The organism is Kitasatospora sp. YST-16, assembly GCF_026802215.1.
Classification (GTDB): domain Bacteria; phylum Actinomycetota; class Actinomycetes; order Streptomycetales; family Streptomycetaceae; genus Kitasatospora; species Kitasatospora cineracea.
Genome location: NZ_CP113837.1, coordinates 1,201,075 through 1,224,387 on the forward strand (window position 1 = coordinate 1,201,075; position 23,313 = coordinate 1,224,387).

Genomic DNA, 23,313 nt, shown 5'->3' on the forward strand with positions numbered 1-23,313 from the left:
CTGAGTGCCGCTCCCGGCACCCCTGTACGGAATCCCCCACACCAGACAGGGAGTACCGATGCACGTCCGCTCCAGGCAATGGCTCAGGGCCCGTCTGCTGGCCCTGCTCGCCGCGCTCGCACTGCCACTGGCCCTGCTCGCCGCCACGCCCGCGCACGCCGCGGCCAAACTGACCGCCACCTTCACCAGCGACAACTACGGGTCCTGGTGGAAGGGCACCTTCGTCGTCAAGAACCCCAACGCCACCGCCGTCACCGGGTGGACCCTGGACTTCGACCTGCCGTCCGGCGTCACCATGACCGGCACCTACAACGGCACCTCCACCACCACCGGCAGCCACGTCACCGCGACGAACGCGTACTACAACGCGACGGTGCCCGCGAACGGCTCGACCGAGCCGTACAGCTTCTGGTTCATCGGCAACGGCCCGATCACCGCCCCGCTCAACTGCCGCGTCAACGGCGACAAGTGCGACGGCACCCCGGACGTCCCGCCGACCGCGCCGGGCGCCCCGACCCTGGTCGACGCCACCGCGCACAGCCTCTCGCTGAGCTGGCCGGCCGCGTCCAAGGGCGACTTCCCGGTCGCCTCGTACGACGTGCTGAACGGCTCGGTGATCCTCGGCTCGGCCGCCGGCACCGCCACCACGCTGACCGGCCTGACCCCGGCCACCACCTACGGCCTGACCGTCCGGGCCAAGGACACCCGCGGCAACACCGGCCCGGTCAGCCCGGTGCTGAGCGCCGCCACCGTCGACCCGGCCAGCGACACCGTGCCGCCCACCGCGCCCGGCAACCTGCGCTCCACCGGGGTGACCAGCACCAGCGTCGCGCTGGCCTGGGACGCCGCCACCGACAACAAGCGGGTCGCCGCGTACGACGTCTACCAGGGCGGCAACCTGGTGCAGACCGTCGGCGGCACCACCACCGCCGCCACCGTCGGCCAGCTCTCCCCCGCCACCCCGTACGCCTTCACCGTCAAGGCCCGGGACGCCGCCGACAACAGCTCCCCCGCCTCCACCACGCTGAACGTCACCACCGGCGACCTCGCCGGGCCCGGCAAGTACTCCCGGGTCGGCTACTTCGTCCAGTGGGGCATCTACGGCCGCCAGTACTTCGTCAAGAACCTCGACACCTCCGGCAGCGCCGCCAAGCTCGACGTCATCAACTACGCCTTCGAGAACATCGACCCGGTCAACCTGACCTGCCTGGCCGGCGTCACCAAGGGCACCACCGCCGACCCGGAGGACCCCGACCAGGGCACCGGCGCCGGTGACGCCGACGCCGACTACGCCCGCCCGATGAGCGCCGCCCAGTCCGTGGACGGCGTCGCCGACGACGGCTGGTCGCCGCTGCGCGGCAACCTCAACCAGCTCAAGAAGCTGAAGGCGAAGTACCCGAACCTCAAGGTCGTGGTCTCGCTCGGCGGCTGGACGTACTCCAAGTACTTCTCCGACGCGGCCGCCACCGACGCCTCCCGCAAGAAGCTGGTCTCCTCCTGCATCGACATCTGGATCAAGGGCAACCTGCCCGCCTACAACGGCGCGGGCGGCCCCGGCACGGCCGCCGGCATCTTCGACGGCATCGACGTCGACTGGGAGTGGCCCGGCTCCCCGGACGGCCACCCCGGCAACCACTACTCCGCGAACGACAAGCAGAACCTGACCCTGCTGCTGGCCGAGTTCCGCCGCCAGCTCGACGCCCTCGGCGGCTCGCACAAGCTGCTCACCGCCTTCACCCCCGCCGACCCGGCCAAGGTCGGCCAGGGCTGGGACCTCTCGCAGATCTTCCAGTCCCTCGACATCGCCAACGTCCAGGGCTACGACTTCCACGGCTCCGGCAGCGACAACTCGTGGGAGCCCAACCGCACCGGCCAGCAGGCCAACCTGCACACCGACCCCACCGACCCCTACCCGTTCCACTTCTCGATCGAGAACGCCGTCGACACCTACCTGGCCGCCGGCGTCAACCCGCGCAAGCTCACCATCGGCTTCCCGTTCTACGGCCGCGGCTGGCAGAACGTCACCGACGGCGGCGCGCACGGCGCCTGGCAGGCCGCGGGCGGCGCCGCACCCGGCCAGTTCGCCGAGGAGGCCGGCACCCGCGGCTACAACAACCTGATCACCTCGGTGCCCAACCTGACCGTCTACCACGACCCGGTGTCCGTCTCCACCTACGGCTACACCGGCAACGGCGGCCAGTGGTGGACCTTCGACGACGCCTGGTCGATCGGCCAGAAGACCGCCTGGCTCAAGTCCAAGAACCTGCTGGGCGCGATGGTCTGGGAGATGTCCGGCGACACCCCGTCCGGCACCCTGATGAACGCCCTGGACGCGGGCCTGAAGTAACCCCCGGGAACGCGGGCGCGGGGCGGCCCCCCGAATCCCAACCCCCCGCGCCCGTCCGCGCGGCCCGCCCGGGAGGCAGCCCTCCCGGGCGGGTCCGCGTCCGACCCGCTCCTACTGCCGCCCGGCCACCGACGCCAGCTTCCGCGCCGCCCGGTGGTCCCGCATCAGCTGCGCGAACGTGGTGTGCCCCTGGGTGGTCCGGGCGAACGCCCGCCACGCCGGGTTGATCAGCGACACCGCCGCGTGGAACAGGTACGGGCGCTTCTCGAACGAGGCCAGCATCACCTTCCCGGCCCGCATCTCCACGCCCAGCCCGGCCTTGACCGCGAACGCGTAGTTCAGCGCCTGCCGCCGCACGTCCGCCGCGCCGCCCGCCTCGGCCACCTGCACCGCCCACTCCCCGGCCAGCCGGCCCGAGCGCAGCGCGTACGAGATGCCCTCCCGGGTCCACGGCTCCAGCAGCCCGGCCGCGTCGCCCGCGACCAGCACCCGGCCGCGCGACAGCGGCGAGTCCTCGGCCCGGCAGCGCGTCAGGTGCCCGGACTCCACCAGCGGTTCGAACCCGGACAGGCCCAGGCGGCGGATGTACGCCGCCAGGTACTCCTTGGTCCGCTCGCCCTCGCCGCGCGCCGAGATCACCCCGACGGTCAGCGTCCCCGAGTCGGTCTTCGGGAACACCCAGCCGTAACTGCCCGGCAGCGGGCCCCAGTCCAGGTGGATCCGGCCCGCCCAGTACCGCGACACCGACTCCGGCACCGGGATCTCCGCCTCCAGGCCCAGGTCGATCTGGTCGAAGGTCACGCCGACGTGCCGGCCGATCCGGCTGGCCGAGCCGTCCGCGCCGACCACCGCCCGCGCCTCCACCTTCCGGCCGTCCGCCAGCGTCACGAACACCGTCCGGCTGTCGCCGCCGCGCTGCTCCACGCCGGTCGCGGTCACGCCCGTCACCAGCACCGCCCCGGCCTGCTCGGCCGCCTGCACCAGGCGCAGGTCGAACTCGTCCCGGTTGACCACGCCGAACAGCATCCGCTTCGAGCGCCGGGTCCGGGTCCACCTGCCGTTCAGCGCGAAGGTCACCGCCGAAATGCGGTCCTGCAGCGGCAGTTTGAAGTCCTCCGGCAGCGAGTCCCGGGACGGCCCGATGATGCCGCCGCCGCAGGTCTTGTACCGGGGGTGCTCGGCCTTGTCGAGCAGCAGCACCCGCCGCCCGCGCGAGGCCGCCGCGTACGCCGCCGACGAACCGGCCGGACCGGCGCCGACCACCACGACGTCCCACACCCCGTCCGGCAGCGCCACCGCCCCCGCCTCCCGCCCGTCGTCCTGCGGGCCGGTGCCCGCTGCCTCCTCCGACACCCCGTCACCGGCGTCGTCGGCGGGGGCCGCGACCGGCTCGACGGGGTCCAGGTCCTTGGTGCTACCGGTGTCAGTCACGGTCGCCCATCCTAATCTGCCCGCCCCCCGCCACGGCCATGCCCCGCCCTTCCCGCACCGGCTCCGCTTTCCCAGGTCAAGGGCTTGCCAAGCCCGCGCCGAACCGCTTCAGTGGCCCCCATGCCCCACATCGCACTGCCCACCGACGCCCCCGGCATCCGGGGCCTGCTCGCCGCCAAACCCTCCTCCGGCCTGCGCCTGAGCGAACTCGCCGAGCAACTCCTGCGCGGCGACTCTCCGCTGGAGGTCGGCGACCGCGAGCTGATCGCCGCCTACGTCTCCGCCCTCAACCGCACCCGCTACTGCGCCGGCGCCCACGGCGCCACCGCCGCCCACCGCCTCGGCGGCGACTTCGCCCTGGTCGAGGCCGTCCAGACCGACCTCGCCACCGCCCCCGTCACCGACCTCCAGCGCGCCCTGCTGCAGCTGGCCGGCAAGGTCGCCGAGAGCGGACTGTCCGTCACCCCCGAGGACGTCGCCGCCGCGAAGGCCGCCGGCGCCGACGACGAGGCCGTCCACGACACCGTCCTGATCGCCGCCGCCTTCTGCATGTACAACCGCTACGTCGACGGCCTCGCCGCCCTCACCCCCGACGACCCCGCCGCCTACCGCGCCATCGGCGCCCACCTCGCCGCCAACGGCTACCTCTGACGGCCCCGGCCGGCGGTCAGAACTCGGCCGGGAAGGCGTCCGGCTGCGGCCGCGAGGTGAACCGCACCTCCATCCGCACCGGCCGCTCCGCCTGCGGCAGCCGCAGCCGCACCCGGCTGCTCCGGCGGCCGTGGGCGGTCTTCGCCACCAGTGCGCCGGCCCGCTCCGGCGGCACCGCGGCCAGGGCCTCCTCCGGCTCGCCCGTCGGCCGCGGTCCGCGCAGCACGGACACCGACCGGTCGGTGACCGCGAGGTAGGAGGTGCGCGTCAGCACCAGGGCCGTCGGCCCGAGCAGGCCCTGGACCAGCGGGTGCGGCCCGCCGGTGCCCGGCACGACCAGGCGCGGCCGCTCGGCCGGGTCGAGCCGCAGCACCGCCCGCCGGGCTCCCGAGGCCAGTTCCGGCAACCGGTCCGCCGCACCCGCCGTGCTCGCCGTCGCGGCCGTTCCCCTGCTTCGTACGCGCCCCCTCCGGGCCCGGAGGCCGACCCCGCCCACCGCGCCTCCGACGGGCCGGTCGGCTCCGGTCAACTCCGGTCGGAGGACGGCCAGTTCGACCCGGTTCCGGGGGTTTCCGGCTGCGCTCCGCGCCGGACCCCGGCCAGCCCGAGGACCGCCGCGCCGACCGCCAGGCCCGCGCCCGCGCCGAAGCAGGCCTCGTCGACCACGCCCCGCTCGCCGCGCAGGACCCGCTCGGCCGCCCCCGCGAGGGTGGCGGCGGCCAGCAGCGCGGCGGTGCCCCGGCGGCTCTCCCGCCAGGGGCCGGCGTACCGGGCGAGCACGCCCAGGCCGAGCAGCGACGTCCCGTACTGCAGGGCGGTGTGCAGCGGGACGCCCGCGACCTCGCGCTCCAGCACCGGCAGGGCCCGGACGCCGGCCCGGCCGTGGTGGGTGAAGGAGTCCCAGACCAGGTGGGTGGCCGCACCCGCGGCCAACGCCCCGGCGGCCAGCAGGAGTTCGCCGGGAGCCGGGCGCCGCTCGGGGGCCACCGCGTTCCACCGGCCGGGCACCGCGGCCCGCAGCGGCTCGCGCCACAGGCCGTACCAGCCGGCCACCAGCCCGGCCCCGACCGCGACGTCGAGGGTGGGGGCGGCCCACCAGCGGTGCGTCAACCCGCCGTGCCGGTAGACCCCCCGGACGAGGGACTCCGCGAAGAACGGCACGTCGGGCGCCAGCGAGCCGGCGACGAGTCCGGCGGCGACCAGCGCGCCCTTGCGCTTCGCGGCCCGCAGGCCGGGCAGGACGGCGGCGGCATGGCTCAGGGTGAACGGCATCCCCCCATCCTGCCCCGGGGAGCCGCCCCGCGGGCCACCCGCCCTACCGCGCGGACGCCGCCCCCGCCCCGCGGACCACCCGCCCTACCGCGCGGACGCCGCCCCCGTCGCGGCGGGCCGCCCGCCCTCCAGGTAACGCAGTTCGCCGACCGCCCGGGCCTCCAGCGCGGCGGCCAGCCGCCGCATCCGCCCGGCGGGCAGCATCTCGGCGGCCTCCCGCAGGGTGGCGAAGTGCCAGTCGCGCAGTTCCCCGGCGGGCAGCCGCAGCCGCAGCACCTGGGAGGGGCCGAGCCGTCCGCCGTCGTAGACCAGGCGCAGGCCGCCGCGTCCGCGTCCGGCGCCGGGCTCCCAGTCGACGGCGAGCAGCCGCAGTTCCTCCGGGTGCAGCCGCAGGCCGAGTTCCTCGGCGACCTCCCGGACGCCGGCCGCGGTGGGTGCCTCGCCGCACTCGACGACGCCGCCGGGGAACTCCCAGTGCGGCTTGTACGCGGGGTCGACCAGCAGCACCCGGTCCCGGTCGTCGAAGAGCAGCACCGCCGCGGCGACGGTGTCCCCGGCGCCGCCCTCGCTGCGCACGATCGGGCAGCGCGCGGCGCCGCTGCGCACCAGGTCGGCGATCCGCTCGGCGGTCTGCCGGGGCGTCAGCACCCCGTTGTCGACCATCCGGGCGTCCCCGGCCAGCCAGCCGCGGGCGGTGAGGTAGGCGGGCAGCGCCTCGCGGGCGCGGCGGCGCAGCCGGGCGGTGGCCTCCGGGTCCCCGGGGACGTCCTCGCGGGTGGCGATCCGGGCCCGCAGGATCGTCTCGACCGGGTCGAGGACGACGTGGTGGACCGGGATGCCGCGCCCGGCCAGCGAGCCGAAGACCTCGTCGCGGTGCTCCTGGCGCAGCAGCGTGGCGGGGACCAGGACCGGCCCGTCGGCCTCGGCGGCCAGCGCGGCGGCGGTCTCGGCGGCCAGGTGCCGCCAGGCGGGCGAGTCCTGGAGTTCGCCCGGCCCGTGGTCGGGCCGGGCGGCCCGCAGGACCGGCCCGAGGGTGTCAGGGTCGAACAGCACGCTCCCCGGCAGCAGTCCGACCAACTCCCGGCAGGCGCTCGTCTTGCCCGCCCCGAACGCCCCATTGACCCAGACGATCACAGCATCCCCTGCCCCTCCGTGGCACCGGCCCGGCCGTGCGCCGGGCAGCGCGGGGCACCGGCCCCCACGCCACCCCAGTGGTACCCACTCCCCGCCCTCCTGAAAGGACGGCCCGCGAACCGGCCCCCGAACCGGCCCGCGCACCGGCCCGCGAACCGGTCGGCGCACCGGCCCGCCGGCCGCCCCACGGGTCGCCCCGCCGCCCGGGTTACCCCGCGCCGTCCAGGAGTTGCTTCTTGAGCACCTTGCCCATCGCGTTGCGCGGCAGGTCCTCGACCAGGACCACCCGGCGGGGCCGCTTGTGGACGGACAGCCGCCGCGCGACGAAGTCGACGAGCTCCCGTTCCCCGACGCCCGCGCCGTCCGCCGCGACCACGTACGCGACCACGGCCTGGCCGAGGTCCGGGTCGGGGGCGCCGACCACGGCGGCGTCGGCGACGCCGGGGTGGTCACGCAGCGCGGCCTCGACCTCGCCGGCGCCGATCCGGTAGCCGCCGCTCTTGATCAGGTCGACGGAGGCCCGGCCGACGATCCGGTGGAAGCCGTCGGGTCCGATCACGGCGACGTCCCCGGTGCGGAACCAGCCGTCGGCGGTCCAGGACGCGGCGGTGGCCTCGGGCCGTCCGAGGTAGCCGTCGAACAGCGTGGGCCCCCGGAGCTGGAGTTCGCCGACGCTCTCGCCGTCGGCGGGCACCGGCCGCCCGTCCTCCCCGGCCAGCCGGGTCCGCACGCCGGGCAGCGGCACGCCGATCGCGCCGGGGCGGCGCTCGCCGTCGGCCCGGGTGGCGACGGTGATCAGCGTCTCGGTCATGCCGTACCGCTCGGCGGGGGCCTGCCCGGTGAGTTCCCGCAGCCGTTCGAAGACCGGGACGGGCAGCGGCGCGCTGCCGGACACCAGCAGCCGGGCGGCGGCCAGTTCGCGGGCGGCGGCCGGGTCGGCGGCGATCCGCGACCAGACGGTGGGGACGCCGAAGTACAGGCTGCCGCGGGCGGCCGCGTACCCGGCGGGGGTGGGCCGGCCGGTGTGCACGAGGCGGCTGCCGGTGCGCAGCGCGCCGAGCACGCCGAGCACCAGGCCGTGCACGTGGAACAGCGGCAGGCCGTGGACGAGGGTGTCCTCGGCGTCCCACTGCCAGGCCCCGGCGAGCGCGTCGAGCCCGGCGGCGACCGCCCGGTGCGCGATCAGCGCGCCCTTGGGGGCGCCGGTGGTGCCGGAGGTGTACAGCACGAACGCGGTCCGGTCGGCGTCCTCGGCGGCGGGGCGCCAGGTGCCGGACGGGCGGTCCGTCAGCGACACCGGAAGTGCCGTCAACTGCGCCGCGTCGTCCGGTAGTTCGGTGCCGGCCAGCAGGGTGGCGCCGCTGTCGCGCAGGATGTGAGCGCGCTCCACCGGCCCGGAGTCGGGCGGCACCGGCACCACCGGCACGCCCGCGAGCAGGCCGCCGGCCACGGCCGCGACCGTCTCGGCGGTGGGCCGGGCCAGGACGGCGAGGCCGGGCGCCCCGGCGGCGCGTTCGGCCACCGCCCCGGCCGCGCCGAGCAGTTGTTCCCAGGACAGGGCGGTCCCGTCCACCACCACGGCGTCCGCCCGGTCCCCGTACCCGCCGTCGAGTGCTGTCAGCAGTCCCATGCCGCCCGACTCTACGAGGCCGGGCCGCCCGCCCGCAGCAGGGCCCGGCCGACCGCCCGGAGCTGCGGCGTTACCGAACCCCTCCGTTCCCTTTACCGAATCCGGTGGCCGACCGGGGCCATCGGGGCGGCCCGCCCGGACTATGGAAGGGCCCGTCGGCTGCCGATGGGATAGGGGCCGCCCCGGCCGGACCCGGCTCGGGCCCCTTCTCATCGAGGAGTCTCCTTGGGCATGCACCCCGCCACCGCGGGCACCCGACGCTCCACCGCGCTGCGGGCCGCCGCGCTGCTCGCCGTCGGGGCCACCGCCCTGACCGGTGCGACCGCAACCGCCCGGTCCGCCGCGCACCTCCCGGCGACGTTCAAGCTGCGCCCCGCCTCGGCCGGGCAGATCGACGCGGTCGGCCGGGTCGCGCCGATATCGACCTCGGACTGCGTGACGCAGATCGGCATCCACTGCTACTCGCCGCTGCAGTACCGCACCGCCTACCACCTGGACCCGCTGTACCGGCAGGGCGTGACCGGCAAGGGCCGCACCATCGTGATCGTGGACTCGTTCGGCTCGCCGACGATCCAGCACGACCTGGAGACCTTCGACAAGCAGTGGGGCATCCCGGACACCCAGGTCGAGGTGGTCAAGTGGGGGAACGTCCCGGTGTTCGACCCGACCAACGCCGACCACACCGGCTGGGCCGGCGAGACCACCCTGGACGTCGAGTACGCGCACGCGATCGCCCCCGACGCGCACATCGTGCTGGTGGAGACCGGCGTCGCCGAGACCGAGGGCGTCACCGGCCTGCCGGAGATGATGGACGCCGAGAAGGCCGTCATCAAGTCGCACGACGTGGACGTGATCTCGCAGAGCTTCGGCGCCACCGAGAACACCTTCCCGGGCTACGACAAGGGCGACTTCAAGTCGATCGAGAAGCTCCGCTACGCCTTCAAGTACGCGGCCGCCCGGGACGTCACGGTGCTCGGCGCGTCCGGCGACAACGGCGCCACCGACGCGATGGAGAACGGCAGCGACCTGTACCCGTACAAGGTCAACTCCTGGCCGTCCTCGGACCCGCTGGTCACCTCGGTCGGCGGCACCCAGCTGACCCTGGACAACGACGGCAACCGCACCGCCCCGGACAAGGTCTGGCACGACGACTACGGCGCGGCGGGCGGCGGCGTCTCCGGCGTCTTCGAACGCCCCTGGTACCAGGCCGCCGTGGCGAACGTGACCGGCAACCACCGCGGCACCCCCGACATCTCGATGAGCGCGGCGGTGGACGGCGCGGCCTGGACGTACGAGTCGTACGACCCGACCCGGGTCGGCTGGCACCTGGTCGGCGGCACCAGCGAGGCGACCCCGGTCTTCTCCGGCGTCGTCGCGCTGGCCGCCCAGCTCGCGGGCCACCGCCTGGGCCAGCTCAACCCCCGCCTGTACGGCCTGGCCCTGCTGCCCTCCCAGCTCAGCGGCATCACCGACGTCACCGCGGGCGACAACTCCTGGGACACCGTGACGGGTTACCAGGCCACCAAGGGCTACGACCTGGCCTCCGGCCTCGGCACCGTCGACGCCGACCGCTTCGTGCGCTCCCTCGCGGGCCGCTGACAGCACGACGGCGCGGCTCCCAGGGTCTCCGGGAGCCGCGCCGTCGGCCGTTTCCGACCGGGTCCGGTCAGGTCAGCCCTTGCGGGCCTTGACCTCGCCGGTGAGCTGGGGGAGGACGGTGAAGAGGTCGCCGACGACGCCGTAGTCGACGAGTTCGAAGATGGGGGCTTCGGGGTCCTTGTTGACGGCGACGATGGTCTTGCTGGTCTGCATGCCGGCGCGGTGCTGGATGGCGCCGGAGATGCCGGCGGCGACGTAGAGCTGGGGGGAGACCTGCTTGCCGGTCTGGCCGACCTGGCTGCTGTGGGGGTACCAGCCGGCGTCGACGGCGGCGCGGGAGGCGCCGACGGCCGCTCCCAGGGCGTCGGCGAGGTCCTCGACGACGGAGAAGCCGTCGGCGGCGCCGACGCCGCGGCCGCCGGAGACCACGATGGCGGCCTCGGTCAGCTCGGGGCGGCCGGTGGACACCCGCGGGGTGCGGGCGGTGACGGTGGCCGCGCCTCCGGTCAGCGCCACGGTCACGTTCTGCACGGCGCCGGCGGCGGGGGCGGCCTCGGGGGCGGTGCTGTTGGGCTTGACGGTGATGACCGGGGCGCCGGTGGTGACGGTGGAGGTGACCTGGAAGGACGCGGCGAACACCGACTGGGTGGCGACGGGGCCGGTGGGGCCCTGTGCGACGTCGACGGCGTCGGTGATCAGGCCCGACCCCAGGCGCAGGGCGGTGCGGGCGGCGACCTCCTTGTTCTCGCCGGAGGAGGTGACCAGGACGGCGGCGGCGCCGCTGTCCTTGGCGATCTGGGTCAGCGCGTCGACCTTGGGCACCACCAGCTGGGAGGTGAACTCCTCGGCATCGGCGGTGTAGACCTTGGCGGCGCCGTACTCGGCGGCCTTGGCGGCGATGTCGGCGGCCGCGGCTCCGGCGCCGAGGACGACGGCGGAGGGGGTGCCCAGGCGGCGGGCGAGGGTCAGCAGTTCGAGGGCGGGCTTGCGCACGGCGCCGTCGGCGTGGTCGACCAGGACCAGGATCTCACTCATGGTTGTTTGCTCCGTATCCCTTTGTTCCCGGCGGCCCGTCAGATGAACTTCTGCTCGGCGAGGTAGGCGGCGAGCTGCTTGCCGCCCTCGCCCTCGTCGGTCACGATGACGCCCTTGGTGCGGGCGGGGCGGGCGGTGACGTCCTCGACCTTGGTCCAGGCGCCGGCCAGGCCGACGGTGTCGGCGTCGATGCCCAGGTCGTCCAGGTCCAGGGAGGTCACCGGCTTCTTCTTCGCCGCCATGATGCCCTTGAACGAGGGGTAGCGGGCCTCACCGGACTGGTCGGTGACCGAGACGACCGCGGGCAGCGCCGCCTCGACCTGCTCGGTGGCCGCGTCGCCGTCCCGGCGACCGGTCACCTTCCCGCCGGCCACCGCCACCTCCGACAGCAGCGTGGCCTGCGGCACGCCCAGGCGCTCGGCCAGCAGCGCGGGCAGCACGCCCATGGTGCCGTCGGTGGAGGCCATGCCGCACACCACCAGGTCGAAACCGGTCTTCTCCAACGCCGCCGCCAGGATCGCCGAGGTCCCGAGCGCGTCCGTGCCGTGGATGTCGTCGTCGTTGACGTGCACGGCCTTGTCCGCGCCCATCGACAGCGCCTTGCGCAGCGCGTCCTTCGCGTCGTCCGGGCCCACGGTCAGCACCGTCACCTCGGCGCCCTCGTTGGCCTCCGCGATCCGCAGCGCCTGCTCGACGCCGTACTCGTCCAGCTCCGACAGGAGGCCGTCCACGCCCTCCCGGTCGGTGGTGGCATCGTCCGCGAAGCGACGGTCACCGGTCGCGTCGGGCACGTACTTCACACAGACAACGATCCTCAAGCTCACGGCCTGCTCTCCTGTTACTGGTCCGATCCGGCGGCTGCGGCAACGGTCCGTGCGCGCCGGGCGATCCTCGCCCCACGCGCGGGGCCCGCGGCCCGAGCGACGTGCGCAGGTGCCCCTCCGGAACTCCCCGGCAGCATACTCACGAGTAGCCCAGCCGTCACTACTCGCCAGTAGCTTACGCTGCCCGCCGGTCCGGCCGGGCACCATGCCGCCGCCTGTGGCCCATCCTGCCCCAGCCCGACCCGAGTGCCACCTGACTCGGCGCCAGATCCCCTGTGAGATTGAACGCCCCGCACCGGACGGTTCCTAGAAGACTGATGAAGATCTTGGTGTGATCTGGGTTGTTGCCCGTCAGGCGGTGGCCCGGATGTGCCAGGTGGCGCCGTTGTGGTCGAGTCCGAAGCTGATCAGGGTTCGCAGGTTGAGTGCGGCGGCGCGGGTGTGGAGCCAGGCGTTGTTCTTGATGGTTCCCCGGTAGCGCAGGCGGCGGTTTCGGTGTCCGACGAGCCAGGCGACGGCCCGTTCGACCGGGGGGCGCCAGCGGCGGTAGGCCTCCTGCCAGACGGGATCGGCGGCTTGTCGGCGGGCGGCGGCCTGGAGGTCGTGGCCGGGGCGGACGCGCAGGGTCTTGCCGTTCTTGGCGGTGGTGCACCGCTCGCGCAACGGGCAGTGCAGGCAGCGGTCGCCGAAGCTCGCGGAGCGGGGCGTGCCGATGCCGCGGTCGGGCGAGAGCGGGACGGTGCGGCCGGCGGGACAGGTGGCCGTGCCGCCCGCGGTGTCGATCCGGAAGTCGTCGAGGACGAAGCCGCCCGCAACGGCGGGCCGCTGCGGCGCGGGCTTGAAGAACAGGCGGTGCCCTGCCTGGCCCAGGGCCGCCCGGGCCGGGCCGGTGGAGTAGGCGGTGTCCCCGAACGCGTCCAAGGGCTCGTCCTCACCGGCGAGCAGGTCCACGGCGATCACCGCCTCGTGGTGCTCGGGACCCGATCCCGGGGTCAGTTCGACCTCGGTGTAGATCACGGTTTCGGGTTCGACGGCGAGGTGGGCCTTGTATCCGTCCTGGTAGTGGGTGCGGGTCTTGTGGACGTGCCGGGCATCGGGGTCGACGGTGGACACCATGCGGTCGGGCGCGGTGCCCCGGGTGATGCGCCAGCGCCCGTCCCGGCCGTCGGAGCCGCCGGCGGGCTCGACGTCCTGCCCGGCGACCAGGGCCAGCAGGCCCACCGCGTTCGCGGCCTTCTCGCCCGACTGCCGCTCGGGCAGGTGCCCGAGCAGTTCGAGCGCGTCGCCCACCAGGGCGTCCACGAGATCCGCGCGGGCCTGCTCGTCGTTCCAGGCGATGCGGGGCTTGCCCGGATCGCGGTAGTCGTGCGCGGTGCACTGGGCCGCCGCGACCTCGTCGGCGCCGGGGACCTCGCGGATCACCACGCGGACGGCGGCGATCAGCTGGGTGACGGTGTCCTGGGTGGCGACCGCGTCGTCCAGCACGGTCGAGTCCAGAGCGCGGCGGTGGCGGCCCTTCAGCACCCCGGTGGCCTTCACAACCTCCCGCACGGCTTCGAACACCCGGTCAGGCCGGGCCGAACGGGCCAGCCGTCGACGGAAGTAGGCCAGCAGCGACGAGTCGAAGGCGGTGTCGTTCAGCCCGAGTCCGCAGGCGGCCTTCCACCGCAGGTCGCAGCGCAGTTCCTGGACCGTCTCGAAGTCGGACAGGCCGTGCAGGGCCTGCAGGGTGATCGCCGTGGCCAGGATCTGCGGCGGCATGCTCGGGCGGCCGTTCGCCGACGGGTACATGTCCGCGAACATCGCCGCCGGGAACAGCCGGCCCCGATGCTCGGCCAGAAACGCGAACACACTCCCCACCGGGATCAACTCCCGGCAGGTCTCCCACACATCCGGCCCGACCGTCTCCCCGGCCCATTCACCCATCGCCACAAAACGAGTCTGGCCCCACCACCCACACGGCGAGGCCAGAACCCAACATCTTCATCAGTCTTCTAGTGCCGCGTCAGGCAACCTTCGCCCGTCGCGACGCCCGGCACGCGCCCTCCTTGCCCGCCATCGGGCAGGAGGGGCCCGCTCGCCGCACCGGCCGAAAACCCAAGTACATCCAGTACAAGGGCTTCCGGCCGGCACGCCGAGAGCACGCACCAAGGGGGCACCTCCCAGCCCCCTTGGGGCTGGGGGAGCCGCTCCTTCACGGCAAAGGTTGCCTGACGCGGCACTAGACCGCCTCGCCCAGCGCCGCGATCACGTCCGCCCGGCGCGGCTGCCCCGCCGCCCGCCGCACCACCCGGCCCGACGCGTCCAGCACCAGCACGGTCGGCGTCCGCAGGATCTCCAGCCGCCGCACCAGCTCCAGTTGCGACTCGGCGTCCACCTCCACGTGCGCGACGCCCTCCACCATCCCGGCCACCTCCGCCAGCGTCCGCCGGGTGGCCCGGCACGGCTGGCAGAACGACGTCGAGAACTGCACCAGCGTCGCCCGCGCCCCCAACGGCGCCCCCAGCTCCGCCCCGGTCAACCGCACCGCACCGTCCCCGCCCCGCACCCGCAGCCTCCCGTCCCGCACCTTGCGCAGCACTCCGAACCCGCCGGCCACCGCCAGCACCACCAGGCACACGATCAGTCCGGTCACCCGTCCAGTGTGACAAACCCGCCCCTGGGCCCGGCAGCCCCGCCCCGGTAGCATCGCCCCCGTGACCGCCCGCACCCCGTCGTCGAACGCCCGGCTGACCAGCCGCCGGGTGATCGACCTGTGCCGGGCCTGCACCACCCGCTGTCGCTGAGCGCACGTCCCCGACGTCCGACCTCCCGCCAGCGACCCCTTCTCCGGAGCCCCTCCGTGCAGCCCGCGCAGATCGACCCCCGCGGCCCCCGTTTCGCCGCGGTCCTCACCACCCTCGTCCTCGCCGCCGCCCTGATCACCGGCAGCCGCCCGCTGCTCGCCGTCCAGGCCGCGGTCTTCGCCGCCGGCGCGCTCGGCGGCCACCGCTACGCCCCCTACGGCCTGCTCTACCGCACCCTGGTCCGCCCCCGGCTCGGGCCGCCCGCCGAACTCGAGGACGCCCGCCCGCCGCGCTTCGCCCAGGGCGTCGGCCTGGCCTTCACCCTGCTCGCCGTCCTGGCCGCCCTGGCCTGCCTCGGCCCGCTCGCCACGGCCCTCACCGCACTGGCCCTGGCCGCCGCCTTCCTGAACGCCGCCTTCGACTACTGCCTCGGCTGCGAGTTCTACCTGCTGCTGCACCGCGCCCGCGCCCGGACCCCCGGAGGGGGGCGGGCGTGACAGACCGTGCCCGTTCGGGGGATCATCGGGGGGAAACACCCGTGGCCGCCGCGGCGTGCCGCGACTTCTCGGCCCTGCCACCACGCCCCGGGTACCACCGGACCGGGCGCATGGCCCGTGGGAAGTAGGGCTGACCGTGGCTGAGTTCGTGTACCCGCCGGTGATCCGTACCGCGCTCGCCGCCTTCAAGGCGCTGGACCTGCGGATCTCCATCGTCGGCGCCGAGCACGTCCCCGCCACCGGCGGCGCCGTCCTGGTCAGCAACCACATCAGCTACCTGGACTTCATCTTCGCGGGCTTCGGCGCGTACCGGGTGGGCCGCCGCAAGACCCGCTTCATGGCCAAGGACGACGTGTTCCGGCACAAGGTCTCCGGCCCGCTGATGCGCGGCATGAAGCACATCCCGGTGGACCGCACCGACGGCCAGCCCGCGTACGAGGCCGCGGTGAAGGCGCTGCGCGAGGGCGAGGTGGTCGGGGTGTTCCCGGAGGCCACCATCAGCCGCTCGTTCACGCTGAAGAAGTTCAAGACCGGCGCGGCCCGGATGGCCGCGGACTCCGGCACCCCGCTGCTGCCGGTGGTCCTGTGGGGCACCCAGCAGCTGTGGACCAAGGGCCGCCCGAAGACGCTGACCAAGCGCCACGTCCCGGTGACCATCATGATCGGCGAGCCGATCCACCTGGCCCCGACCGACAAGCCCGTCATGGTGACCCGCCGCCTGCGCGCCGCGATGACCGAGATGCTGGACCGCGCCCAGCGCGACTACCCGGCGAAGCCGGCCGGCCCGGACGACTCCTGGTGGCTGCCCGCCCACCTGGGCGGCACCGCGCCGACCCTGGAGCAGGCGGAGGCCGAGGACGCGGCCGAGGCGGAGCGCCGCACCGCCCGCTGACGGCCCGTCGGCCCGGCCACCGTTCTCTCATCCGATCCCAAGACCGCCCTCATCCGCCGTTCCTACGCTGCCCGGGACGGTAAAGGGATCGAAAAGGGACGGGAAACCGATGGCAGCCGAACAGCAGCACCCCCGGCACGACCACGACGAGGGCCGGCGGGTCAGCCGCCGCCGCGCTCTGGCGGGCATCAGCAGCATCGGCCTGGGCGCGCTGCTGGCGGCCTGCTCCAGCTCCGGCGGGGGCAGCACCAGCGCGAGGACCACCACGGGGGCCGACGCCTCGATCTCCCCGCAGGCGTCGACCACCGAGGACCTGACCGGCCTGTTCGCGGACGCCAACACCTGCGCGCTGACCGCGCAGACCACCCAGGGCCCGTACTACTTCGACGCCGACAAGATCCGCAGCGACATCCGCGAGGACCGCGAGGGCGTCCGGCTGCGGCTGGCGATCCGGGTGCAGGACAGCGAGAGCTGCAAGGCGATCCCGAGCGCGGTGGTGGAGATCTGGCACTGCGACGCGTCCGGCACGTACTCGGGCGCCGAGCAGCTGTCCACCGGCGGCGGTGGCGGCCCGGGCGGCCCCGGCGGCGGCACTCCCCCGTCGGGCGCTCCGACCGGCGCCCCGCCCTCCGGCGCTCCGACCGGTGCTCCGCCCTCGGGCGGCCCCGGTGCCGGTGGCGGCCCCGGTGCCGGTGGCGGTGGCGGTGGCGGCGGTGCGAACGACGGCATGGCCGACCTGACCCCGCAGGACGACAAGCGCTACCTGCGCGGCGCCCAGGTCACCAACCAGGACGGCATCGTCGAGTTCACCACCGTCTGGCCCGGCTGGTACTCCGGCCGCACCGTGCACGTCCACGCGATGGTGCACATCGACAACGAACGCACCCTCACCACCCAGGTGATGATGGACGAGGCGCTGAACACCGCGGTCTTCGCCAAGGCCCCGTACAGCACGCACACCGGCCGCGACACCTTCAACGACGGCGACAGCATCTACCAGCCGTCGATGCTGCTGAAGGTCACCGAGGACGGCGACGGCTACCTCGGCGTGATCACCTTCGCCGCCGACCCCGACAAGAACGGCAAGTAGTCCCCTCACCCTCCACCGCCCACCGCCCGCCTCCCCGCCCGGGATCAGCTCCCCGCGAGGCGGTGGGCGGCGACGTCGTGCAGCAGCCCCAGCAGCGGCCGCAGCCGCCGCTCGGCCCGGGCGGCGAGCGCCGCCAGCACCGGCAGGTCGGCGGCGGTGACGGCGGCCGCGGGCCGGGCCAGCCAGGCCGCCGGGTGGTGCAGGTCGTGCAGCAGGGTGCGGGGCGCCGCGCCCGGCCCGGCCCCGGCGGGGCTGCCGCCGTGGACGACGTAGCGGCCGTCCGCGGACGCCGTCCAGGCCGTGACGGGCTCCGACAGCCCGGCGGTCGGCGGCGGTTCGGGGACGGGGTCGAGCGTCCCGGTGTCGTGGAAGTGCGGCCGGCCGAGCGCCCAGCCGCCCACCACCCGCCAGGACGGCACCGCGAACAGCGGGTGCAGGGCCGGGGTGTCCACCGCGCCGGTCTCCCGCAGTTGCCCGCCGTGCCGCTCCCAGCGGCGCAGGCCGCCCCCGGCCCCGGCGGTGACCAGCAGGTCGGGGCCGAGCAGGACGGCCTCCGCCGCGCCCCCGGTCTCGGCCGCGGCGATCGCCCGGCCCTCGGGCAGGCCGACCAGCACCGTCCGGCGGCCGTCCGTGAGCGCGACCCGGGTGCCGGTCGGATCGACGGCGAGGCGGTCGCAGCGCGACAGCCCGGTGCCCGCCAGGTCGACGGCGACCGGGGGCTCGCCGCCCGTCCCCACCAGGATGCCGCGCATCCGCGCCAGGCCCACCACGTAGCCGTCCGCGGTGGCCGCCACCCGGGCGCCGCGCAGCGCGTTGCCCTCGGCGAGCTGCTCCCCGGCGCCGCCGTCGAGCAGCGCGAGCACCTGGTGCGGCGGCTCCGGCAGGTCCAGCACGGCGACGGCCCGCCGCGGGCCGAGGCAGGCGACCGCCTCCCACCCGTACGGGCCGGCGCCGCGGTGCAGCACCCGCAGTCGGCCGCTGCCCGCGTCGAACCCCTTGAGCGCCCAACGGCCGTCCGGCTGAAAGCCGTTGACCGCGAGCGCGGGCCGGCCGTGGGCGAAGCCGACGCCGTCCGCGCTGCCGCCGAGGGCCGGCAGCTCCCGGTCCGGGGCGGCCGGGGAACGGCGGGCGGTGGCAGCCGCCGGGTCCGCGGCCGCGAGGCGCTCGGCCAGCGCCCGCGCGGCGGGGCCCGGCGGCTGCCACCGCCCGGCGAGCGCCCGGGCCAGCCGCGCGCCGTCCGCCACCGGGACGGACAGCGCCAGCGCCCACAGCCCGGCGTCGTCCCCGGCCCCGGTGAGCCGCCGCGCCTCGGCGTCGATCTCCCCGGCCGGCCCCCAGGGCAGCCGCGGGGCCAGGCGGCGGCGCCGCTGCTCCTGCTCGGCGGCGGCGACCCGGGCCGCCAGCCGCTCCTGCTCCGCACCGGCCCGCTCGTCCTCCGCGTCCAGCCCGAGGGTGCGCCGGACCGCCCGGATCACCGCCAACGCGCTGACCAGGGACGGCCCGTAGGCCGGCAGGTCGGCGTCCACCAGGTCCTGCCAGAGCGGGACGGCGGCCTCCCGGTCGGCCAGGCCCGCGCGGTCGTACGGGGCGACGGCCCCGACGTGCTCCAACGCCTCGGCCAGCAACGGGCGGTGGGCCTCCGGGTCGACGCTCGCCAGGTACGCGCACAGGGTGACGCCGGTCCGGGCCGCCGCCATGGTCTCCCGCCGGTGGTCGACCGGCTCCGGCGGCTCGGCAACGTCCACCGGGCGGGCGGATTCGGGCTCGGCCAGCCGCTCCCGCAGCGCGGCGCTCTCCGCCAGCGCGACGGCGGCCTCCTCCGGTTGCCCGGCGGCGACCAGGGCGCGGCTCAACACCCGCAGCGACTCGGCGAGTTGGAGCTCCATCACGGCGGAGGTTCCGGTCAGCAGCCGCCGGTCGGTCTCCACCGCCTCCCCGGCCAGAGCCACCGCGCGCTGCCGCCAGCCCGCCGCGACGGGCTGGTGCAGGCCGGGGCTGTCCGGCGCGGCCCGGATGATCGTCTCGGCCCGCTCGTAGTGCTGGACCAGCCACTCGGCCAGCATCCGCAGGGCACCGGCCAGGGCGGCCTCGTACCGGGCCGGGTTGCCCGCGGCGAGCCGCCGGTCCAGGACCACCACCTGTTCGAGCGCCGCCAGCGCGGCCCGGCCCCCGAGGTAGCCGCGCGGCAGCAGCATGGCGATGTTGTTCAGGCAGACCCGCAGGTGGGCCGGCCCCTCCTCCTCGGACGGCCTGGTCCGGGACATCCGCCAGAAGATCTCCAGCGCCTCGTGGTCGGCCTCCAGCGCCTCCGCCGTCCGCCCGGCCACCCGCAGCCGGCTCGCGAGGTTGACCAGCAGCGCGCCACCGCCCGTCCCGGTGGCCGCCGGTTCCATCAGGCCGAGCCGCCGGGCGGTGTCGACCGCCTCCAGCGCGAAGGCCAGCGAGGTCTGCCGCTCCCCGTACCGGGCCAGCCGGGTGGCGAGGTTGGACAGCACGAAGGCCAGCGGCCGCTCGAACGTCGCCGGGTCGGCCTGGGCCAGCGGCCGGTAGAGCTCGGCCGCCTCGGTCAGCGCGTCCAGGTTCTCGCGGTAACGCCCGGCCCCCGCCAGCGCGTTGGCGAGCCGGGCGTGGATCGCCGCCCGCTGCGCCGGGTCCCCGGTGCGGGCCAGCCGCCGCCGGGCCAGCACGCAGGCCAGGTCGGCCGCGCCCGGCGCCAGGTCGACACGGTCGTAGGGGGGCAGCTGCGACTCCACCGCCTCCAGCAGGTCGAACGGGACGCCGGGCAGCGCGGCCAGCGCGCTCAGCACCGGACTGCCCGCCTCCACGGCCAGCCCGGGCCGCCCGCGCAGCAGCGGGAACAGGTGCCCGTCCGCCACGTGCGGCCAGCGCTCGGCGGCCGCGGCCAGCAGCAGCAGGGTGCGCCGGACCCAGCCGGGGGCCGGCCGGTCGCCGGTGAGCGTGCGGACGCTGCCCGGCGCCCAGTCCCGGGCCGGGTAGTCCGCGGCGTGGCCGGGCAGCGTCAGGGCGGCGAAGTCCTCGGCCAGCCGGTCGGGTTGGAGCGGTTCCAGGACGGTGGCCCGGCCGGCCCCGGCGGGCGGGTAGCAGCTCGCGTGGTCGGCCAGCACCCGCTCCGCGGGCAGCCCGAGCTCCAGCCCGCCGAGCACCCGCGCACCGGCCTGCGGCGCCAGCGGGCCGGTCAGCGCGGCCGCGAACACCACCCGGTTCATCACCTCCGGCGGAGTGGTCCACGGCGCCTCCCCGGAACCGCCGTCCGACCGGTGGGCGCCGCCGCCGTCCAGCCGGTGGGTGCCGTCGCCGTGCCGGCGCGCCCAGTGCAAGTGCTCGCGGTCCAGCAGGTAGACGGTCAGCCCGGCCGGGTCCGTCGGCGTCCGCCGCCCGGCCAGGTGGGCGTCGACGGACACCAGCGCCGCCAGGTGGACGGCCAGGGTCAGCCCGAACTCCGGCCCGTCCAGCCACGGCGGCGGGGACATCCAGCCGGGGACCGCCGCCCCGTACCGCGCCGCGAAGCCGTCCCGGGCCGCGGTGAACATCCGGGCCCGGTGGCCGGCCGGGTCGTCGCCGTCACCGAGGGCCGCCAGCTCCTGCGCCGAGGTCCCGGCCCGGTGGTCGGCCAGCACCGCGCGGACCGCCGGCCAGGGCCCGGTGTCCCGGGCCAGCATCAGCACCCGGGCCGGCACGGCCGGGTCGTGCAGCAGGGCGTTGCTGAGCAGCCAGGTCAGGTGGGAGAGCGGCCACCGGTCGGCGTAGTCGACGAGCAGCAGCAGGCCCGGCGCACCGTCCAGCCGCAGGTCCTGGCTGCCCGGCGGCGGCAGCACCGACCCCGGGCCCTCGGTGGCGGTGACCACCTTCCACCCCTCGTCGGCCAACTCCCGGGCCAGCCGCGCCGCCAGCCGGGTCTTGCCCTGCCCGCCGGGCCCGTGCAGCCAGCGGACCCCCAGCCGGGGACCGCCCCCGCACCAGGCCCGCAGTTCGGCCAGCTCCGCCGCCCGGCCGGTGAAACCGACCACCTCCCAGCGGGCGTTGAGCATCCGGCTCGGCAACTCGCCCAGCCAGGCGTCCTCGACGGCCTCCCCCGGCCGCCAGTTCTCCAGCACGTAGACGGGCGTGCCGTCGCCGAAGACGTGGATGTCCGCACCGATCGCCCCGTACGCGAACCCGGCCTCCGCGACGACCCGCTGCTCCGCCCGCCCCGACCACCCGCCCCGCCCGTCGGACGGCCCCGGCGGTCTCACCGCTGCCCCTCGCCCGCCTCCCCGCCGCCGTCCGGGACGGGCCCGCGCGGCGGATCGGGCTGCGCCGCCTCGTGCACCACCACGTTCCCGCCGAGCGCGCCGTAGGCCCGGCCGTGGTCGCGCGCGGTCACGTTCAACGTCCAGTGCTGCTCGGCCCGGGGCAGCGCGGCCACCGTCTGCTCCACGAACACCCGCAGCTCATCGGCCAGTTCGGGGTGCGCGGTCAGCAGCGCCTCCAACTCGACCTGCCACGCCGGGGCGAGCCCCTGCCGCGCCCGCTCCGGCTCCGACGCCAGCGCCACCAGCCCGGCATCCCGGTCCAGCCGGGCCTCCACCAGCTCCTGCCCGGCCGCCCCGCCCCGCCCGAACAGCCTGGCGGCGCCGTCCCTGACGGTCTGCCAGGCGTCGGTGGCCATCGCCCCCACCAACGCCGTACCACCCGCACTGGCGAGCGCGACCAACGATTCGGCGAGCATCCGTTCCCCCTGGACCGCTTGTTCCCGTCCCATCGCCGTGACCCGGCCGTCCCATGGTGCCACCCGACGCGCCCGGCCGGGGTCCCACCGGACCACGTTCACCGGACCGTGTCCCCCGAGCCGCCCTCCCCGCGCCCCGCCGCCGTCACCTTCCAGCCGGTGCACCGGCCCGCCGACGGCTGCTCGGCCGGTGCACCAGCCGACCGCTGGCGCCCTCAGCCGGTGAACCAGCCCGCCGCGTCCAGCCGGAACCCGGACGAACCGGTCAACTGCGCCAGCCCGTCCTCCAGTTCGCGCAGCCGCCGCTCCCCGAGCGCGGCCGCCCAGCGCCCCCGGATCTCCTCGAACCCGGCCGCCGACCGGGCCAGCAGGTCCAGCCCGTGCGGCGTCAACCGGACGATCTTGCGCCGCGCGTCCCGCGGATCGTCCGCCCGCTCCGCGTACCCGAGCGCCTCCAGCCGGTCGACGGTCTTCCCGGCGGCCTGCTTGGACACCCCCAGCCGCCGGCCGATCTCGCTCGCACTCACCCCGTCGATCCCGATCGCCTGCAGGGCGAAGCCGTACGCGGGCCGGGCGTCCGGGTGCCCCTCGCGGGCCAGCCGGTCGTGCAACTCGTCGATGATCGTGCGGAATCCGGCGAACAGCAGCAGCGGCAGCTCGAACCCGTCCCGGGCCCGGCCGGCCGGTTCCCCGTTGCGCGAATCGACAACCTGGTTTACGTTTTGGTCAACCACGTTGTCCATTCTAGGACGCACCGCCGGGGCCCGCCCGCCGGCCACCCCGAAAGGCCCACCCATGTCCACCACCTCCTCCGCCGTCCCCGCCCCCTCCTCCACGGGAACGCACTTCCCCGACCTCACCCCCGACACCGCCCCGCCGGCCGCCCGCCGCCAGCTCGACCAGGTCACCCGCCACCTCGGCTACCTCCCCTCCGCCGCGGCCCGCCTCGCCCACTCCCCCCAACTCCTCGACGGCTTCCTCAAGTTGACCGCCCTCTTCGACAGCACCGAACTCGACCCGACGGTCCGCGAAACCGTCGTCCTCACCATCGCCACCCGCAACGGCTGCCACCTCTGCGTCGCCATGCACACCGCCGCCCTCACCCGGCTCGACGCCGCCCCCGAACTGATCACCGCCCTGCGCACCCAACAGCCCCTCCCCGACGCCCGGTTGGAAGCCGTCCGCCGCTTCGTCCACAGCGTCCTCGACCACACCGGCGCCGTCCCCGAACCCGACCTCGCCGCCTTCCTCGCCCACGGCTTCACCCCGCGCAACGCCCTCGAAATCGTCCTCGGCATCGGCGCCTACACCCTCTCCACCTTCGCCAACCGCCTCACCGACGCCCCCGTCGACCCCCAACTCGCCCCCTACGCCTGACCGTCCGCACCCGGCCGGT

19 protein-coding genes are annotated in these 23,313 nt (G+C 75.5%); 7 read left to right on the forward strand and 12 right to left on the reverse strand.

What is annotated here, in order from left to right:
- The first annotated feature begins 58 nt into the window (after positions 1-58).
- Positions 59-2,347, forward strand: a complete 2,289-nt coding sequence (locus tag OU787_RS05480) for a glycosyl hydrolase family 18 protein (RefSeq protein ID WP_268658718.1) — start codon at positions 59-61, stop codon at positions 2,345-2,347.
- Positions 2,348-2,458: 111 nt separating this feature from the next.
- Here the strand turns inward: OU787_RS05480 and OU787_RS05485 are convergent, their stop codons facing one another.
- Positions 2,459-3,643: a geranylgeranyl reductase family protein gene (locus OU787_RS05485; RefSeq protein ID WP_030463466.1), complete on the reverse strand. Its 1,185-nt coding sequence runs from the start codon at positions 3,641-3,643 to the stop codon at positions 2,459-2,461.
- 255 nt (positions 3,644-3,898) lie between these two features.
- Here OU787_RS05485 and OU787_RS05490 point away from each other — a divergent pair, with 255 nt between their 5' ends.
- The gene (locus OU787_RS05490) at positions 3,899-4,429 is read left to right on the forward strand and encodes a carboxymuconolactone decarboxylase family protein (protein ID WP_030463467.1); all 531 of its coding nucleotides are present in this window, start codon (positions 3,899-3,901) and stop codon (positions 4,427-4,429) included.
- 16 nt (positions 4,430-4,445) lie between these two features.
- On the opposite strand, the gene OU787_RS05495 is transcribed toward OU787_RS05490, so the two are convergent.
- The 4 genes from OU787_RS05495 to OU787_RS05510 form a co-directional block, all read right to left on the reverse strand.
- Entirely contained in the window at positions 4,446-4,835 is a 390-nt protein-coding gene (locus OU787_RS05495; protein WP_268658719.1) for a hypothetical protein, read from the reverse strand.
- Positions 4,836-4,954: 119 nt separating this feature from the next.
- Entirely contained in the window at positions 4,955-5,701 is a 747-nt protein-coding gene (locus OU787_RS05500; RefSeq protein ID WP_268658720.1) for a DUF4184 family protein, read from the reverse strand.
- An 84-nt stretch (positions 5,702-5,785) separates the two neighbouring features.
- On the reverse strand, positions 5,786-6,835 hold the full coding sequence (locus tag OU787_RS05505) for an NUDIX hydrolase (protein WP_030463470.1): 1,050 nt from the start codon (positions 6,833-6,835) through the stop codon (positions 5,786-5,788).
- 208 nt (positions 6,836-7,043) lie between these two features.
- On the reverse strand, positions 7,044-8,465 hold the full coding sequence (locus OU787_RS05510) for an AMP-binding protein (protein WP_268658721.1): 1,422 nt from the start codon (positions 8,463-8,465) through the stop codon (positions 7,044-7,046).
- Between the two features lie 231 nt (positions 8,466-8,696).
- Here OU787_RS05510 and OU787_RS05515 point away from each other — a divergent pair, with 231 nt between their 5' ends.
- The gene (locus tag OU787_RS05515) at positions 8,697-10,064 is read left to right on the forward strand and encodes a S53 family peptidase (RefSeq protein WP_442788424.1); all 1,368 of its coding nucleotides are present in this window, start codon (positions 8,697-8,699) and stop codon (positions 10,062-10,064) included.
- Positions 10,065-10,136: 72 nt separating this feature from the next.
- On the opposite strand, the gene OU787_RS05520 is transcribed toward OU787_RS05515, so the two are convergent.
- From OU787_RS05520 to OU787_RS05535, 4 genes are all read right to left on the reverse strand, one after another.
- Positions 10,137-11,099, reverse strand: a complete 963-nt coding sequence (locus tag OU787_RS05520) for an electron transfer flavoprotein subunit alpha/FixB family protein (RefSeq protein ID WP_268658723.1) — start codon at positions 11,097-11,099, stop codon at positions 10,137-10,139.
- Positions 11,100-11,137: 38 nt separating this feature from the next.
- On the reverse strand, positions 11,138-11,923 hold the full coding sequence (locus OU787_RS05525; protein ID WP_435820764.1) for an electron transfer flavoprotein subunit beta/FixA family protein: 786 nt from the start codon (positions 11,921-11,923) through the stop codon (positions 11,138-11,140).
- A gap of 351 nt (positions 11,924-12,274) precedes the next feature.
- Positions 12,275-13,849 carry an IS1182 family transposase gene (locus OU787_RS05530; protein WP_268661812.1) on the reverse strand — a complete coding sequence of 525 codons (1,575 nt, stop codon included), beginning with the start codon at positions 13,847-13,849 and terminating at the stop codon, positions 12,275-12,277.
- 295 nt (positions 13,850-14,144) lie between these two features.
- A complete protein-coding gene (locus OU787_RS05535; protein ID WP_030464312.1) occupies positions 14,145-14,558 on the reverse strand; it encodes a TlpA family protein disulfide reductase in 414 nt (137 codons plus the stop codon).
- A gap of 207 nt (positions 14,559-14,765) precedes the next feature.
- Here OU787_RS05535 and OU787_RS05540 point away from each other — a divergent pair, with 207 nt between their 5' ends.
- From OU787_RS05540 to OU787_RS05550, 3 genes are all read left to right on the forward strand, one after another.
- Positions 14,766-15,206, forward strand: coding sequence for a DUF4395 domain-containing protein (locus tag OU787_RS05540; protein WP_268658725.1), 441 nt, complete (start codon positions 14,766-14,768; stop codon positions 15,204-15,206).
- A 136-nt stretch (positions 15,207-15,342) separates the two neighbouring features.
- The gene (locus OU787_RS05545; protein ID WP_268658726.1) at positions 15,343-16,098 is read left to right on the forward strand and encodes a lysophospholipid acyltransferase family protein; all 756 of its coding nucleotides are present in this window, start codon (positions 15,343-15,345) and stop codon (positions 16,096-16,098) included.
- Positions 16,099-16,207: 109 nt separating this feature from the next.
- Positions 16,208-17,188: a protocatechuate dioxygenase gene (locus OU787_RS05550; RefSeq protein WP_268658727.1), complete on the forward strand. Its 981-nt coding sequence runs from the start codon at positions 16,208-16,210 to the stop codon at positions 17,186-17,188.
- A 44-nt stretch (positions 17,189-17,232) separates the two neighbouring features.
- Here the strand turns inward: OU787_RS05550 and OU787_RS05555 are convergent, their stop codons facing one another.
- The 3 genes from OU787_RS05555 to OU787_RS05565 form a co-directional block, all read right to left on the reverse strand.
- Positions 17,233-21,441 carry an ATP-binding protein gene (locus OU787_RS05555; protein WP_268658728.1) on the reverse strand — a complete coding sequence of 1,403 codons (4,209 nt, stop codon included), beginning with the start codon at positions 21,439-21,441 and terminating at the stop codon, positions 17,233-17,235.
- Positions 21,438-21,917 (reverse strand): hypothetical protein, encoded by a 480-nt coding sequence (locus tag OU787_RS05560; protein WP_268658729.1) that lies wholly within the window; start codon positions 21,915-21,917, stop codon positions 21,438-21,440. Before OU787_RS05560 ends, OU787_RS05555 begins: the two co-directional genes overlap by 4 nt.
- A 215-nt stretch (positions 21,918-22,132) precedes the next feature.
- Positions 22,133-22,660 carry a MarR family winged helix-turn-helix transcriptional regulator gene (locus OU787_RS05565; protein ID WP_268658730.1) on the reverse strand — a complete coding sequence of 176 codons (528 nt, stop codon included), beginning with the start codon at positions 22,658-22,660 and terminating at the stop codon, positions 22,133-22,135.
- A 52-nt stretch (positions 22,661-22,712) separates the two neighbouring features.
- Here OU787_RS05565 and OU787_RS05570 point away from each other — a divergent pair, with 52 nt between their 5' ends.
- Complete coding sequence (locus OU787_RS05570) at positions 22,713-23,294, forward strand: carboxymuconolactone decarboxylase family protein (protein ID WP_268658731.1); 582 nt, start codon at positions 22,713-22,715, stop codon at positions 23,292-23,294.
- Positions 23,295-23,313: the final 19 nt, after the last annotated feature.

Excerpts from the sequence above, each read along its gene's own strand:
- OU787_RS05480 (WP_268658718.1), top strand. The coding sequence starts at position 59 with ATGCACGTCCGCTCCAGGCAATGGCTCAGGGCCCGTCTGCTGGCCCTG.
- OU787_RS05490 (WP_030463467.1), top strand. The coding sequence starts at position 3,899 with ATGCCCCACATCGCACTGCCCACCGACGCCCCCGGCATCCGGGGCCTG.
- OU787_RS05500 (WP_268658720.1), bottom strand. The coding sequence starts at position 5,701 with ATGCCGTTCACCCTGAGCCATGCCGCCGCCGTCCTGCCCGGCCTGCGG.
- OU787_RS05510 (WP_268658721.1), bottom strand. The coding sequence starts at position 8,465 with ATGGGACTGCTGACAGCACTCGACGGCGGGTACGGGGACCGGGCGGAC.
- OU787_RS05515 (WP_442788424.1), top strand. The coding sequence starts at position 8,697 with ATGCACCCCGCCACCGCGGGCACCCGACGCTCCACCGCGCTGCGGGCC.
- OU787_RS05520 (WP_268658723.1), bottom strand. The coding sequence starts at position 11,099 with ATGAGTGAGATCCTGGTCCTGGTCGACCACGCCGACGGCGCCGTGCGC.
- OU787_RS05530 (WP_268661812.1), bottom strand. The coding sequence starts at position 13,849 with ATGGGTGAATGGGCCGGGGAGACGGTCGGGCCGGATGTGTGGGAGACC.
- OU787_RS05550 (WP_268658727.1), top strand. The coding sequence starts at position 16,208 with ATGGCAGCCGAACAGCAGCACCCCCGGCACGACCACGACGAGGGCCGG.
- OU787_RS05560 (WP_268658729.1), bottom strand. The coding sequence starts at position 21,917 with ATGCTCGCCGAATCGTTGGTCGCGCTCGCCAGTGCGGGTGGTACGGCG.
- OU787_RS05565 (WP_268658730.1), bottom strand. The coding sequence starts at position 22,660 with ATGGACAACGTGGTTGACCAAAACGTAAACCAGGTTGTCGATTCGCGC.
- OU787_RS05570 (WP_268658731.1), top strand. The coding sequence starts at position 22,713 with ATGTCCACCACCTCCTCCGCCGTCCCCGCCCCCTCCTCCACGGGAACG.